At 59.9% G+C, this 14,823-nt stretch carries 9 protein-coding genes; 5 read left to right on the top strand and 4 right to left on the bottom strand.

Translation table 11 applies throughout. The features are described from left to right. Positions 1-57: 57 nt before the first annotated feature. The gene (locus tag DSOUD_RS10395; protein ID WP_053550945.1) at positions 58-1,404 is read left to right on the top strand and encodes an HlyD family type I secretion periplasmic adaptor subunit; all 1,347 of its coding nucleotides are present in this window, start codon (positions 58-60) and stop codon (positions 1,402-1,404) included. A gap of 921 nt (positions 1,405-2,325) precedes the next feature. After that, a complete protein-coding gene (locus DSOUD_RS10385) occupies positions 2,326-3,210 on the top strand; it encodes a YihY/virulence factor BrkB family protein (RefSeq protein WP_053550944.1) in 885 nt (294 codons plus the stop codon). Between the two features lie 21 nt (positions 3,211-3,231). Here the strand turns inward: DSOUD_RS10385 and DSOUD_RS10380 are convergent, their stop codons facing one another. From DSOUD_RS10380 to DSOUD_RS10365, 4 genes are all read right to left on the bottom strand, one after another. Continuing rightward, positions 3,232-3,855, bottom strand: coding sequence for a methyltransferase domain-containing protein (locus tag DSOUD_RS10380; RefSeq protein ID WP_053550943.1), 624 nt, complete (start codon positions 3,853-3,855; stop codon positions 3,232-3,234). Between the two features lie 224 nt (positions 3,856-4,079). After that, complete coding sequence (locus DSOUD_RS10375; protein WP_053550942.1) at positions 4,080-4,934, bottom strand: universal stress protein; 855 nt, start codon at positions 4,932-4,934, stop codon at positions 4,080-4,082. A gap of 12 nt (positions 4,935-4,946) precedes the next feature. Beyond that, complete coding sequence (locus DSOUD_RS10370; protein WP_053550941.1) at positions 4,947-6,434, bottom strand: SulP family inorganic anion transporter; 1,488 nt, start codon at positions 6,432-6,434, stop codon at positions 4,947-4,949. 547 nt (positions 6,435-6,981) lie between these two features. Next, a complete protein-coding gene (locus tag DSOUD_RS10365; protein ID WP_053550940.1) occupies positions 6,982-9,123 on the bottom strand; it encodes an FAD-dependent oxidoreductase in 2,142 nt (713 codons plus the stop codon). A 259-nt stretch (positions 9,124-9,382) separates the two neighbouring features. Between DSOUD_RS10365 and DSOUD_RS10360 the strand changes: the two genes are divergently transcribed. The 3 genes from DSOUD_RS10360 to DSOUD_RS10350 all read left to right on the top strand — a co-directional run bounded on the left by DSOUD_RS10360 (position 9,383) and on the right by DSOUD_RS10350 (position 14,802). After that, complete coding sequence (locus DSOUD_RS10360; RefSeq protein WP_053552365.1) at positions 9,383-10,192, top strand: epoxyqueuosine reductase; 810 nt, start codon at positions 9,383-9,385, stop codon at positions 10,190-10,192. A 119-nt stretch (positions 10,193-10,311) separates the two neighbouring features. Continuing rightward, positions 10,312-11,076 (top strand): ADP-ribosylglycohydrolase family protein, encoded by a 765-nt coding sequence (locus DSOUD_RS10355; protein WP_053550939.1) that lies wholly within the window; start codon positions 10,312-10,314, stop codon positions 11,074-11,076. A 447-nt stretch (positions 11,077-11,523) separates the two neighbouring features. Beyond that, complete coding sequence (locus DSOUD_RS10350) at positions 11,524-14,802, top strand: DEAD/DEAH box helicase (protein WP_053550938.1); 3,279 nt, start codon at positions 11,524-11,526, stop codon at positions 14,800-14,802. The last annotated feature ends 21 nt before the right edge of the window (positions 14,803-14,823 follow it).

Genomic DNA, 14,823 nt, shown 5'->3' with positions numbered 1-14,823 from the left:
GAGGATAGGGCTGGTGTGGCGGGTGAACTCCCGTCGCATCAGTCCGGAGACGATTGCATGGATAATGATTTGCTCGATTTCTCACCAGCATTGTTGCTCCTGCAGGAAAAGCCGCCTAACCCGCTAGGGCAGAAAGTCATATGGGTCTTGCTGGCCTTGCTAGGCGCCTTGCTGGTCTGGGCGATGGTGGGGCAACTCGATATCGTTGCGGTTGCCGAAGGCAAACTGGTGCCGCACAGTTACGTCCAAATCGTGCAACCATCAGAATCAGGCATTGTCAAAGAGATCCTGGTCAAGGAAGGGGACACGGTGCTTGCCGGTCAGGTTCTGATGCGCATGGATACCCTGGCTACTGAAGCTGACAGCCGCTCCCTGGAGGCTGAGTTCCAGAGAAAAAGTTTGCTGTTACGTCGCATCAACGCAGAGCTTTCTGGAAACGTATTTACAACCTTGCCCGATGATCCGCCTGAGCTGGCTAGCGAAGTCGATGCACAATATCGTGCCAACCGTGTTTCCCTGGAAGCAGCACTTGCAGAGGAAAGCTCACGCCTGGTCAAGGCAAAGTATGAGCTGCAGGTCGCAGAACAGACACAAGAAAAATTAACTGAGGTGCTGCCACATTTTCGGAAGCAGGAACGTGCCTATGCTGATCTGGCTAGAGAAAAAATCGCCGCGGACCTTGTCGCCGGTGAAAAGCGCATGGAACGTATTGAAAAAGAACAGGAGCTGCTGACTCAATCGCATCTTATCGGTTCGGCGAAAGCGAGTATTAAACAATCCGAGAAGAGGCTGGCGCAGATCGAGTCCGATTATTTTCGACAACTGCATGTCGAGCGAAATGAATTTCAGGGGCAGCTCGAAAGGCTCACCGAGGAAGTGACCAAACAGAGACATCGCAGCGAACTCATGGAGTTGAAGGCCCCACAGGACAGTATTGTCAAAGAGTTGACCACTCATACTGCCGGAACTGTCGTGCAACCTGGTATGGTACTGCTTACGCTGGTTCCCAAAGATGATATTTTGCGTGCTGAAATCTGGGTGTCCAACGAAGATATTGGTTTCATCCGCAATGGTCTGCCAGTGAAACTCAAATTTGCTGCTTTTCCTTTTCAGAAATACGGCATGCTGGAAGGGACTGTTGAGCATGTCAGTGCTGATGCTGCCGATGAAGATGCTAAAAAGGCTGGAAGTTCATCTCCCGATCCGTCTGGAAACAGCCAGTCGTTAGGTTACCGGGCTCTGGTGAAGCTAAATGATCTGGTCTTGGAAAACGACGGCAGGCGTTACCCTCTCTCTCCTGGTATGGTGACACATGCGGAGATTCATCTTGGCGAACGTACGGTGATGGAATACCTGCTCTCTCCGGTCAGGAAGGCCTGGCATGAGGCTGGGCGGGAGCGGTAAGCGCCGTTCGAATTGTTGTCGGTAAATTCACAGAGAGCACTCTCATGGGACAGCTTTTGCGTCTCTTCGTTTGTGGGGGTATATCAGACCTTTTTGTATGCGACCGTACTTCGTTGCCTGATTGCTAGAAATCATCATCTACCGGTGGTCTGTGCCCGAATTTGTTGAGGAAGCAGAGCGGCCTTGTCCCTGATCAAGGCATGAGTCAATTGGGTCAGGATACTGACGAGGCAAGGATACGATGCTCGGGCAAGTTTCCGGAAGTGCCTAAATGACAGCCAGCAATTTGTGCCAATTTTGTGCCACCAATCCTCAATACCTGTCCTCAAATTGCAACCAGGGGTGACAGGTTACAACAAGTTAATAGGAGGCAAGGCTTGATTTAAGTATTTGAAATTACTAGTTTGATTTTGTTTTTACTTGTTGCGTGTTGTTGTGGATTGCAGGGGTTGGAGAAGTAACTTATGGGACTTAAAATCCCTCGGCGGTAACGCTGTACGGGTTCGACCCCCGTCCCGGGCACCATTTGATAGTTCAGGAAGGTCCAGATTGATACAGGAAACCCGCAAAATGTGCGGGTTTCTTGTTTTGTGCTGACTTCTTTTGTCCGGGGGGATCCATTGATATCGAGGAGTTTTGACGGTATTTTTGACGGAACCGGGATACAGCAAAAATAGATACCGTCAAAACGGAGGGAATCCATGCCAAAACAAGTTGTGCCGCTGACTGACAGGTAGGTCAGTACGGCAAAACCAGCCGGATGGGATTACAAGCTTTCTGGCGGTGGCGGTATATATTTAATGGTCACCAACACAGTCGGTGCCCTCTTAAGGGACATAGACCCCTCAAAGTCGGGTGCTCGACAGGGAAGGGGAAGTCAGCGGCGGGTCGTGGAAGGCCCGGTGGGTCAAATGGGGGGGCATGAAGACGAAAAATATTGGTAAATTCATGGAGAACAGAACCGCGCTGGACCTGGCCGGACGGGTGGTCAGGGGGATCCGCAAGGATCACTGCGTCGGGCATGCGGCCGAGATTGCTTTTTTCTTCCTCTTTGCGCTCTTCCCCTGTCTTCTCTCTCTGACCAGCCTCCTGGCCTATCTGCCGGTGCCGGATCTGGTCCAGGTTTTACTGAACCTTTTTGACAATTTCCTCCCGGACGCCGTTCTCTCCCTGGTGGAAAAAAATCTCCAGACCCTGGTTCAGGTGCAGAAGGGAGGACTTCTCACCTTTGGAATCCTGCTGGCGCTCTGGTCCGCATCAAAAGCGGTGATCGGGTTTCAGGCTGCCCTGAATGACGCCTATGAGACGGAGGATCAACGCCCCTATTGGCAGGTGCGTACTCTTTCGGTGGTTCTGGTCATCGGCTTCATGGGTTTCCTTATCGCCTCCCTCCTTCTGCTCTTTTTCGGCCGGCAAATCGGTGTCTGGATCGCTTCACTGACCGGCTTCGGCCCTGCCTTCACTCTGGGTTGGAACCTTCTGCGCTGGCCGGTGATTTTCGCTCTGATGATTGCGGCCCTCTCCGCACTCTATCGCTATGCACCGGCGCTCAAGGTGTCATGGCGGGAGACCATCCCCGGCGCCGTTTCGGGGACGGGGGCGTGGATCGTCATGACTTTGGCCTTTTCATTTTATGCCAACAATTTCCGGTCCTATGACCAGACCTACGGGAGTATCGGTGCGGTCATCGCCCTGCTTTTCTGGATGTACGCCAGCGCCTTCGTGATTCTCCTTGGCGGAGAGATCAACGCTTGCTTGCGGCAACGGCGGGGTCAAGAAGGGATGGGAGGGAAAAAGGAAGTGTAGGCACCCTCACCCGTCTGTTTGTCAGATCCGGGAGAACGTCACCATCTGCGTCGAACTCCCAAGGATCGGGTCCCTCTCGCCGATATCGTCAAACCTGGTCCGGTAGCCGTGACGCCCGGCGACCCCTTCCGCCCAACTCCTGAACTTGGCCCGGGTCCATTCGAAGCGATGGTCAGGGTGTCTGAACGCTCCTCCCGGTACGCCATGCAGCACGTTGTATTCGTAATTGGGCGTGGTGATGATCACCGTTTTCGGCCGGCATCCGGCAAACACCGCCTTTTCCACGGCCGACAGACGATGGGGCTCGACATGCTCGATCGTCTCCAGCAGGACCGCCGCGTCAAACCCGGCCATGTCGTCGTCAAATGAGGTGAAGGACCCCTGGTAAAGGGAGACTTTGGATGCGTTTTCTTTTCGTGACAGGAGGTGCCTCGCCTCCGCCAGCGCCTCCCCGGAGGTATCGAGACCGACAATTTTCTTGAATTGGCGCTCGTCGGCCAGGCGCAGCAGGAGATCGCCGGGGCCGCAGCCGAGATCGAGAACGCTCTCGGCCTGACTTTTCCGTAAGGCCTGAATGACTCTCTCCAGCCGTTCGGTATGCAGGTCGGTGGCCATTTCCGACTGCCGGTCCGGATGCCTTTTCATCAGTCACCTCTGTGTCTTCGTTGGTTCTTGAGTCACTTGATTTTGGTTCCGATGCAAAGAGCAAGATTTGCCACTAAGGCACCAAGACACCAAGTACACCCTTATTGGTTTTGATTTCCTTGGTGACTCCGTGTCTTGGTGGCTGAAAATTCTGTTTAAACGTTACTTTCTGATAAGGGGGCGCCGAAAGAGTGTTTTTGCATCATTTTGTGCGCTACCAAGTGCTAGCGCAGCAGAAGGAGGGGGATGGTCGATTTGCGCAGCATCGTGGTGGTGGTGCTGCCGATGAGCAGGTGGCGGATCCGGGAGTGACCGTAGGCGCCCATGATCATCAGATCGATGCCGTGCTCCTGTTGGTATTCGCCGAGCACGCTTTCGGCCTCGCCGGGGAGGATCACCGCCGGCACATCGAATCCGGCCTGTTCGAGAATCTGCCGGGCCCGGGAGAGCTCGGTTTGCGCCTCGGCGCTGTCGGTTCCGACCATGACCAGATGGCACGGCAGTCCTTTGAACAGGGGACTCCCGGCGACCATCTCCAACCCCTTGCGGGCCGTGGCGCTGCCGTCGAAGGCGAGCATCACCCGCTGCGGAATGCGAAACTCGGCGGTGGTCACCAGGATGGGGCGATTCAGGGTGCGTATGACCCGTTCCAGGTGGCTCCCCAGGTGCTCCGAGGCCACCTCAGCCTCCTGGCCCCGTTTGCCGAGAACGAGCAGGCGAATTCCCTCTTCCAGCTCGATCAGGGTTTCCACCAGCCCGCCATGGCGGTGGAGCCCCTCGGGTGCGGATATTCCGGCGGCGCGCGCCCGTTCTCTGATCGCGGCGAGGATCTGTCGGCCTTTTTCCTGGGCCAGTTTGCCACGTTTTTCATCGAGCGCCGCCAATTCTTCCAGCAGCGATTCCCGGGCGCCCAAGCCGATACTGCCGCTCAGGTCGGCCGGGGGAGAGCTCTTCTCCTTATGCAGCACGTGGAGGAACTTTAACGGCGCGTTCATCCGCAGGGCCGCCCAGGCGGCAGCGTCGCCAACGGCGGTCGAATAGGAGGACCCGTCGATACAGGCGAGTACGAGCTTTTCCATGGCGTTTCTCCCTTAATGGCCCATCAGGGCGGTGACGGCGTCCGGCTTGTCATGGACCGCAAAGCGATCGACCATGGTTTCGCTCGCTTTGTTGAGGCCGACGATTTCCACCTCGGTCCCTTCCCGACGGAATTTGAGAATGACCTTGTCGAGGGCGCCGACGGCGGTAATATCCCAGAAATGGGCGCCGCTGACATCGATCTGAACTTTTTCCACAGCCTCCTTAAGGTCAAAGGAGGTGATGAAACGCTCGGCCGAAGTGAAAAAGACCTGGCCGACGACAAGATAGCGGCGGATCAGGCCATCGTCGGAGAGGGTCGAGCCAACATACAAGATTTTGCCGATCTTGGCAGCAAAGAACAGGGCGCTGAGCAGCACGCCGACCATCACCCCCAGCGCCAGATTGTGCGTCGCCACCACCACGATTACGGTGGCGGACATGACCACGGTGGAACTTTTCGGGTTCTTGCGCAGGTTACGGATCGAATCCCAGCTGAAGGTCCCGATGGACACCATGATCATCACAGCCACCAGGGCCGCCATGGGAATGCGCGCCACCCAATCTCCGAGAAAAACCACCATCAGCAGGAGAAAGATCCCGGCGAGGAGGGTCGAGAGCCGTCCTCGTCCGCCTGATTTGATATTGATGATCGACTGGCCGATCATCGCGCAGCCAGCCATGCCGCCGAGAAAACCCGAAGCGATATTGGCCACACCCTGGCCAACGCATTCGCGGTTTTTATTGCTGGTCGAGTCGGTGAGATCGTCGACGATGGTGGCGGTCATCATCGATTCAAGCAGGCCGATCACGGCCAACATGACCGCATAGGGGAAGATGATTCCCAGAGTGGCGAAATTCAGCGGCAGGTCGGGGAGAAGAAAAACAGGGAGACTGTCGGGGAGCGCCCCCATGTCGCCGACGGTGCGCACATCGACGCCGAACATCATGGTGAAGGCGGTCAGCGCGACAATACAGACAAGGGGCGAGGGGACGGCCTTCGTCACATAGGGGAAGAGGTAGATCAGGCCGAGCCCGCCGGCCACCAGGGCGTAGACCGGCCAACCGACGTGGGTCAGTTCGGGAAGCTGGGCCAAGAATATCAGTATGGCCAGGGCGTTGACGAAACCGATCACCACCGAGCGCGAGACAAAGCGCATCAGCGAACCGAGGCGGAAGGCACCGACCAAAATCTGCAGCATGCCGGTGAGGAGAGTCGCCGCCAGCAGATATTCCAGGCCGTGGCTTTTGACCAGGGTCACCATCAGCAGCGCCATGGCGCCGGTGGCTGCCGAGATCATACCCGGGCGGCCGCCGACAAAGGCGGTGACCACGGCGATGCAGAACGAAGCATAGAGACCGATCTTGGGGTCGACGCCGGCGATGATCGAAAAGGCGATCGCCTCGGGAATCAGGGCCAGGGCAACGACGATCCCGGCGAGGGCGTCGCCTCTTACGTTGGAAAACCAGTCTTGGCGGATGGTACGAAAAACGTAGACCATGAATATCGAATCCTTAAAAAAATAGCAGTCCAGCGCACGGTACGCCAATAACCGGCGCAACGGCCGGCCCGAGGGACAACCCCGCACAACAATCAGCAACGGTTGGCCGGTAGCGCAATAATCGGATTGGCGAAGGGCGAAATGAAATAGCGGAGGTTGAGGTCTGCAGGTGAACAGCAGTCACGGAAATGGTGACAGTGGAACGAGGGACTGCAAATCAGGATGGATTGAACGGCAAGGGTGGATTTTCAACGACGACGGACAGTGTGACATCGGCCCGGTTGGGAAGCACAGACCAGACCTCCCCTGGCGAAGGGAGTTGCAACCATAAGGGAAACTGAACCACGATACAAGGTAAAAATTCATAAAAAAGGTATGCGCGGCGCCCATGTTGACGCCATTAAGGTGGGGCCAATCAAGGGATCGCGCCGAATCGCTCATGTCGTGCAGGCGCGTCAACGGTCCTCCTTCCCGTGCAAAAGGATGCCAGGTCATCGCGGCTAAAGACGCTCCTACAAATAACCGCCTGATCTAGGAGCCCCGTGGTTCAGCCGCGGCGCCAGGTGTGGAATTTTTCCACCCAGCCGAGAAGCTTCTCCGGGAGATGGGCCCGCTTCCACTCGCCGGCGGTGGACTTGTTGGCTTCGGCCAAGGTCGGGTAGGGGTGGATGGTGCCGAGGATCTTGTTCAGGCCGATGTTGTGCTTCATTGCCAGAATGAATTCGATGAGGAGGTCGCCGGCGTGGGGGCCGACGATGGTCGCTCCGAGGACCCTGTCCTTCCCCTTCGGCGTGATGACCTTGATCCAGCCCTCTTCTTCTCCTTCGGCGATCGCCCGGTCGAGTTCCCTGAGTTCAAAGCGGGTGACTTCGAAGTCAAGCTTCTGCTCTCTGGCCTCGCTCTCGTTGAGTCCGACCCGGGCCACTTCGGGGTCGGTGAAGGTGCACCAGGGGATGACCCGGTAGTCGACACGGAAGGTCTTGAAGGGGCTGAAGAGGGCGTTGACAGCCGCGTACCAGGCCTGATGGGCGGCGGTATGGGTGAACTGGTAGGGTCCGGCGACGTCGCCAGCGGCAAGGATATTGGGGATGTTGGAGCGCAGAAAGGGGTCGGTCTCGATCGTCCCGCGCGGGGTGAAAACAAGGCCCAGTTCTTCCAGTCCGAACCCTTGGGTCCGGGGGCGGCGGCCGACGGCGACCAGGATGGCGTCGAAGGGGACCTCGACCCGCTCTCCCCTGTGCTCGCAGACCAGGATTTTCTCGTCCCCGCGGATCTCGACTTCCTTGGCCGCATGGTCGGTGAGGACCCGGACACCCTCGGACTCGAACCGCTCTCGGATGAACTCGGCAACATCCGGATCTTCGCGCCCCATGAGCTGCGCCGCCATTTCCACCTGGGTGACCTGGCTGCCGAAGCGGGCGAAGGCCTGGGTCATTTCGCAGCCGATCGGTCCGCCGCCCAGGACCAGGAGACGTTTCGGCAGTTGGCGAAGGGCCCAGAGGTTGTCCGAGGTCAGGTAATCGATTCCCTCGAGACCGGGAATCGGCGGAACGAAGGGGGAGGCGCCGGTGGCCAGGATGATGCTGCGGGTGGTCAGGGTCCGGCCGTTGACCTCGACGGTGTAGGGGGAGGTGAGTTTCGCTTCGCCGTGGAGGCACTCGACACCGAGGCTCCTGTAGCGCTCCACCGAATCGTGGGGTTCGACCTTGGCGACGACCCGCTGCACCCGCTCCATCACCTCCCCGAAGTCGAAGTCGATCTCGGTGCTCTTGAAACCGAACTCCCGGGACCGGCGACCGTAGGAAAGGATCCTGGCCGAACGGATCAGCGCCTTGCTCGGCACGCAGCCGGTATTGAGGCAGTCGCCGCCCATCTTGTCCTTTTCGATCAACGCCACCTTCGCCTTCACTGCGGCGGCGATGTAGCTGGAGACGAGCCCGCCGCTGCCGGCGCCGATCACCACCAGGTTGTAGTCGAAGCTCTTCGGGCGGGGAAAGCGTCCCCGGATCTTGTACTCCTTGAGCAGGTCGAGCCCCTTTTTGGTCACCAGGGGGAAAAGGCCGAGGAGCACGAAGGAGAGGAGCAATCCGGGGGAGAGGATCCCCGAAAGGCTCTCGAGTTGGCCGAGCTGAGTCCCGGCGTTGACGTAGACCGCCGTGCCGGCGAGCATGCCGATCTGGCTGACGCCGTAGAAGGTCCAGGCGTTCATGGGGGTGAGGCCCATCACCAGATTGATGATGAAAAAGGGGAAGATGGGGACCAGGCGCAGAGAAAAGAGGTAGAAGGCGCCTTCCCGCTCGATGCCGGCATTGACGGCCTTGAGGCGCTCGCCGAAGCGGGCCTGCACCCAGTCGCGGAGGAGAAAACGGCTGACGAGAAAGGCCAGGGTGGCGCCGAGGGAGCTGGAAAAAGAGACGACGATGAGCGCCGGCCAGAAGCCGAAGAGGGCGCCGCCGGCCAGCGTCATGACCGCCGCGCCGGGGAGGGAGAGGGCGGTGACCAGCACGTAAAGGAGAAAATAGCCGGCCAGGGTCAGCAGCCGGTGCGCCGCGTAATAATCCTGAAAGGTTTCCTGCTGCGCCTTGAGTTCGGCCAGGGTCAGATAACGCTGCAGACCGAAGGCGAAGAAGAGCCCGATCAGCACGCCGATCCCGACGACAATAAGAGTTTTTTTCCAGCGACCGGACATGTCGGCCTCCCTCGGAGACAATAATTTTATGGCAATTTTACTCGGCCGGCGAAAACCCTACCACAAAAATCGAAGAATTTCCCGCAAGTTCCCTACTCACTGGAGCAGATTTCTGGCACACTGTCCTGATCGATCGCCCCTGAAGGGGCTCCTACGATAAACGGATTTATTTGTAGGAGCTGACTTCAGCCGCGATAGGTGTCCACAGTTGACCACCGACCCAAGGGAGGCGCTAAAGATGAAGGAAACGTCGAAGACGATGCAAATGGAACTGATCGCCGAAATCGAACGGTTCGTCCATCAAAGCCCTGCCAACCTTCAGGAGGATGGCGTCACGGCGTACTTCGATAAGCCGCTGGTCGGTTTTGCTGCGGCCGCCGACCCGCTCTTCGACCTCTACAAGGAGATCATCGGCGATTTTCACCTTACCCCCGGGGAGCTGTTGCCGACAGCGGCCTCCGTCGTCTGCTGGGTCCTGCCGGTGTCGGAATCGGCCCGCGCAAGCAACCGCAGGGAAAACCAGTTCCCTTCAAGGGCCTGGGCCCGGACCCGCGATCGAGGGGAGGCCTTCAACGTCCGACTGCGGCAGCATCTGGTCGCCTGGCTTGTCGAGCGGGGACATCAGGCGCTTGCCCCGCAGCTCTCCGAGCTGTGGCAGGGGGTCGAAGTGCCGGGTACGGGCCCGGCTTCCAACTGGTCGGAACGCCACGCCGCTTATGCTGCGGGGCTCGGGACCTTCAGTCTCAATGATGGGCTGATTACCGGCAAGGGAATGGCGCACCGTCTGGGGAGCCTGATCACCGACGCCGACTTTCCCGCAACTCTTCGCGTCTACTCCAACTACCGCTCCCATTGCCTGCGGTTTCGTACCGGCGGCTGCGGCGCCTGCATCCCCCGGTGCCCGGTGGGGGCCTTGTCCGACCAGGGGCACGACAAAAAGAGATGCCGGGCCTACGTTTACGGCACCGTTCCCGAGGCGGTCGGCATCGAGTATCAGGTCAAGGCCGCCGGGTGCGGACTCTGTCAGACCGGGGTCCCCTGCGAACACCGCATACCGACAGGTTCCTAGTTAGATTCGGCGGCGTTTATCCCTTGAAAATCGCAGCGGCATCCACTATCGTTCCCGGGGGTCGGTCAGCGTTGGCCGGCCCTTGCCGCGTCTGCGGGGAAGAGGGGAGGGGGACCATCATGCTCGGCGCTCTTGCGGGAGACATCATCGGTTCGCGGTTCGAGTGGGCCAACCACAAGAGCAAGGATTTCGACCTCTTCACCGAAGAGAGCCGCTTCACCGACGACACCGTGCACTCCGTCGCCCTGGCCGAATCCCTCCTCGACGGCCGTCCCTACGGCGAGCTCCTTCGGACGTACCATCGCCTCTACCCCGACGCCGGGTACGGCGGCCGCTTTGACGCCTGGGCGAGAGGGGGAGATAACAGACCCTACGGAAGCTACGGCAACGGCTCGGCGATGCGCGTCAGCCCCGTCGCCTGGTTTTATGACGATCTCGAGGCCGTCCTCGAGGGGGCGCGGAGAAGCGCCGTCGTCACCCATGACCATCCCGAAGGGATCAAGGGGGCCCAGGCCGTTGCCGCCGGGATCTTTCTCGGCCGCAGCGGCGCAGGAAAACAAGGGATCCGCACCTTCGTCGAGGAGCGCTTCGGTTACGACCTCTCTGCCTCCCTCGACTCCATCCGTCCCGGCTACACCTTCGATGCCACCTGCCAGGGTTCCGTCCCCGAGGCCTTTATCGCCTTTTTCGAAGGGGAGGACTTCGAGGACACCCTCCGAAACGCCGTCTCTCTCGGCGGCGACAGCGACACCCTCGCCTGCATCGCCGGCAGCCTCGCCGAGGGATTCTACGGCGCCGTCCCCGAGGCCATCGCCGGGGAAGTCTGGGGGCGGCTCGACAAGCGCCTGGCCGCGGTGGTCCGGCGCTTTTTGCGGGCCCTCTGAGGGACCGCCTTCGGGTGGCTAACCTGAAATCACAAGGATTGCCTCACGCGACGCCGGAACGACGCATCGTTTTCAGGTCAAGGGCACGGTTAAGGGCACGGTTCTCGTGGCGTCGTTGCGTCGTTGCGTGAAACCGACCTTGGTTTCTCTTGAAACTCGGAGAAAAATTGTTCTGGACCCACGAACCTGAAATCCGCAGATGACGCAGATGGGCGCAGATGCAGATCACAAAGAAGGGCTGGCATTGAAAGGGGATGAACCATCTGTGTGAATCTGCGTAATCTGCGGATAGTTGAAGTTTTTAAAGTCTTCGACGCCATCCGTAACATTTTTGGGTTACAGGGTACTTGGTCTTCCTCGCGATCTGGCAGCTTTGCTTAAGACCGACTTTGAGGTATATTCACTCCCCCCCTTTTTTCTCCCCTATGTTTTCAGGAGTTTTTTTGCATGAACCGCCCTTTGACCGATGACGACATTATCGCGGTCTGCGGACGCATCGGTTTCGACCGCGGCCGCCGTTACCACGATGAAGGAAAAGTCCTCGGAGTGGAATGGGACCCCGCCGAGGAGTTGATCCTCGGCACCGTCTCCGGCAGCTATCGCAACCGCTACCGTCAGGAGATCCAGCTGACCCTCGAAGAGGAGATCTTCCGCTTCGAGGGGGAATGCACCTGTCCCATGGAGGACAACTGCAAGCATGTCGTGGCCGTCGTCCTCGAATGGCGCCGCAAATTCGGCTCACCTCGTGCGCAGACGCTCTCGCGGAAAACCGGGCACAGCGACGTCCTCCTCTGGCAGCAAAACATCCTCGGCCTTCTCGACAGCAAGAAGAGGTCGCAGCATCACCCCCTTCCCGGGCAGGTCCTCCTTTATCGACTGAACCTGCAGGTTTATCGGGAGCATACGACCTTTTTTCTCCAGGCTTTCAAGAGTCGCCCCCTGAAAAACGGACGCTGGGGGAAGGCGGCTCCTTTCAATCTGCAGCAGCTCACCGGCTATTATTACCCTCCCTCCTGGGTCGATGCCGGGGACGTGACCATTGCCGAGCTGGCCCGGCAGACCACGACGCCCACGGGAACGGCGGTCCTCTCCGGAGACGTGGGGGCCCTGCTCCTCAAGCGCCTGCTGCAAACCGGCCGCTGTTTTTTCGAGAAGGAATTCGAGACCCCCCTGACCCTCGGTCCCCTGCGGGAGGCGCATTTTTCATGGCTGGAGGAAAAAGAGGGGGGCCGCCGTCTGCGTCTGGACCTCGATGGGTGCGATGACTCCTGTCTGCCGATTCCCACCGATCCCCCCTGGTATGTGGATCCGCTGAGCCATCAATGCGGGCCGATCGCCCAGGACCTGGCTCCGGAACTCTTCCACGCCCTCTGCCATCTGCCGCCGCTGGACAAGGGTGAATTGACCCCTTTCAGCCAGTTCCTCTCCCTTAACCTCCCTCCCGATGTCCTGCCGCTTCCGGCCCCTCTGGACTATGTCGTCTGGGATGATCCGCCGACGCCGGTTCTGCAGCTCCGCGGAGAAATCGGTTCCAAGGGCAACCTCATCCATGTGGCGCGGTCCCGCTTCGCCTATGGCCCCTGCCTCCTCCCCCCCCGTGCCGAGGACGCTCCCTCCCAGGAGTTGGTGCGCCACGGGGAAGGGGAGTTGCTGATTCGCCGCGACCTGGCCGCAGAAGAGAGGCACCTTGCAACGCTGCTGCTCTTCGGTCTGGTTCCGGCCTCCCTGGTCGGAATCGGGGAGGCCGGGGAGCGGGACATGGTCATTACCGCCGAGACGGCGGCCGGTTCGGCGGCACGCTGGCGGAACCTTCTCCAGGCGTTGCCGCAGCTCGAGGCCGATGGCTGGCGGATCGAACGGGACGAGAGCTTCAAGCTCAATTTCATGACCGCAGGAGAGGTGACGGCGGTCATCGACGAGTCCGAGGATACGGGCTGGTTCGATATCGGCCTCGACATAGAATTCCAGGGGCGCACCGTTCCCCTTCTCCCCCTCCTCACCCAGTGGCTCGAAGAGGGGGAGAGTGAAGAGCCGCTCTTTGTCGACATCGGCGCAGGGAGCTGGCTCGAAGTCCCGCGCAGCGTTCTCAAGCCGATTGTCGGAACCCTCCTCGAACTCTATCAGAAGCAGTCCGTCGGCGAAAATGGCCAACTGCGCCTCCCCCGTCAGCAGGCCCCGCTGCTGCAGGTTCTCGAAGAGCAGCTCTGCCGGGAGGGGGGACGCCTGCGCTGGCAGGGGGGCGCAAAGATTCGTCGCCTGGCCGAAGAGCTGCGCAATTTTCAGGGGGTTGAGGCCGTCCCGGCCCCTCTCGGACTCTGTGCCACCCTGCGTCCCTACCAGGAGCGGGGATTGGCCTGGCTGCAGTTCCTTCGCGGCTACGGGTTCGGCGGCATTCTTGCCGACGACATGGGGCTCGGCAAGACCGTTCAGACCCTGGCCCATCTCCTCGTCGAACTCGAGGCCGGACGCCTGGAGCGGCCGGCCCTGGTGGTCGCCCCGACAAGCGTGCTGAGCAACTGGCAGAGCGAAGCCGCCCGCTTCGCTCCGGAACTGCGGATCCTGGTGCTGCACGGCTCGAAGCGCGCCGAGCATTTTGCCGCTCTCGAGGGCTACCACCTGGTCATCACCTCCTACGCCCTCCTCCCCCGGGACGTGGCGACCCTCGTCCGCACGTCCTGGCACAGCGTCATTCTCGACGAGGCCCAGTACATCAAAAACCCCAAATCCCGGGCCGCCCAGGCCGCCTGCGCCCTCCCGGCGGCCAACCGGCTCTGTCTCACCGGTACCCCCCTCGAAAACCATCTCGGCGAGCTCTGGTCCCTCTTTCACTTCCTCATGCCCGGCTTTCTCGGTCAGGAAACCGCCTTCAATACCCTCTTCCGCTATCCCATCGAAAAACGCGGCGTCGGCGGCCGCCGTCAGCAGCTGGTGCGCCGCATCGCCCCCTTCATCCTCCGCCGCGACAAGGTTCAGGTGGCCACGGAGCTGCCGTCGAAGACGGAAATCATCCAGCGCGTGGAGTTCGACAGCGCCCAGCGGCGGCTCTACGAGAGCATCCGGGTGGCCATGGCCGACAAGATCGGAAAAATTCTCAAGGCCAAGGGGCTGGCCCGTTCGCACATCGAGATGCTCGATGCCCTGCTCAAGCTCCGCCAGGTCTGCTGCGACCCGCGGCTGGTCAAGCTCGAGAGCGCCCGCAAGGTCAAGGACTCGGCCAAGCTCCAGGTGCTGATGGAGATGCTTGAAGAGTTGATGGACGAAGGGCGCAAGGTGCTGATCTTCTCCCAGTTCGCTTCCATGCTCCTTTTGATCGAAGAGGAACTCCAGGCGCGGCAGATCAAATACAGCAAGCTCACCGGCCAGACGCGCAAGCGCGATGCCGCCATCGCACTCTTTCAGACAGGCGAGGTTCCCGTCTTTCTGGTGAGCCTCAAGGCCGGAGGGGTCGGCCTCAACCTCACGGCCGCCGACACGGTGATCCACTACGATCCCTGGTGGAATCCCGCCGTTGAAAACCAGGCCACCGACCGTGCCTATCGCATCGGCCAGGACAAGCCGGTCTTTGTCTACAAACTGGTCGCCGCCAATACGGTCGAAGAAAAGATTCTCCAGTTGCAGCAGCGCAAGCAGGCCCTGGCCGGGGATATCTATCAGAAACGGCAGGGGGAGGAAGACAGCGTCTCCGGCCTGCGTGCCGAAGATTTTCTCGGATTGTTTGACGGATGAGCAGGAGGCCGAAGGTGGGGG

The organism is Desulfuromonas soudanensis (assembly GCF_001278055.1).
GTDB lineage: Bacteria > Desulfobacterota > Desulfuromonadia > Desulfuromonadales > WTL > Deferrimonas > Deferrimonas soudanensis.
This window is presented reverse-complemented; position numbering and strand designations above follow the sequence as displayed.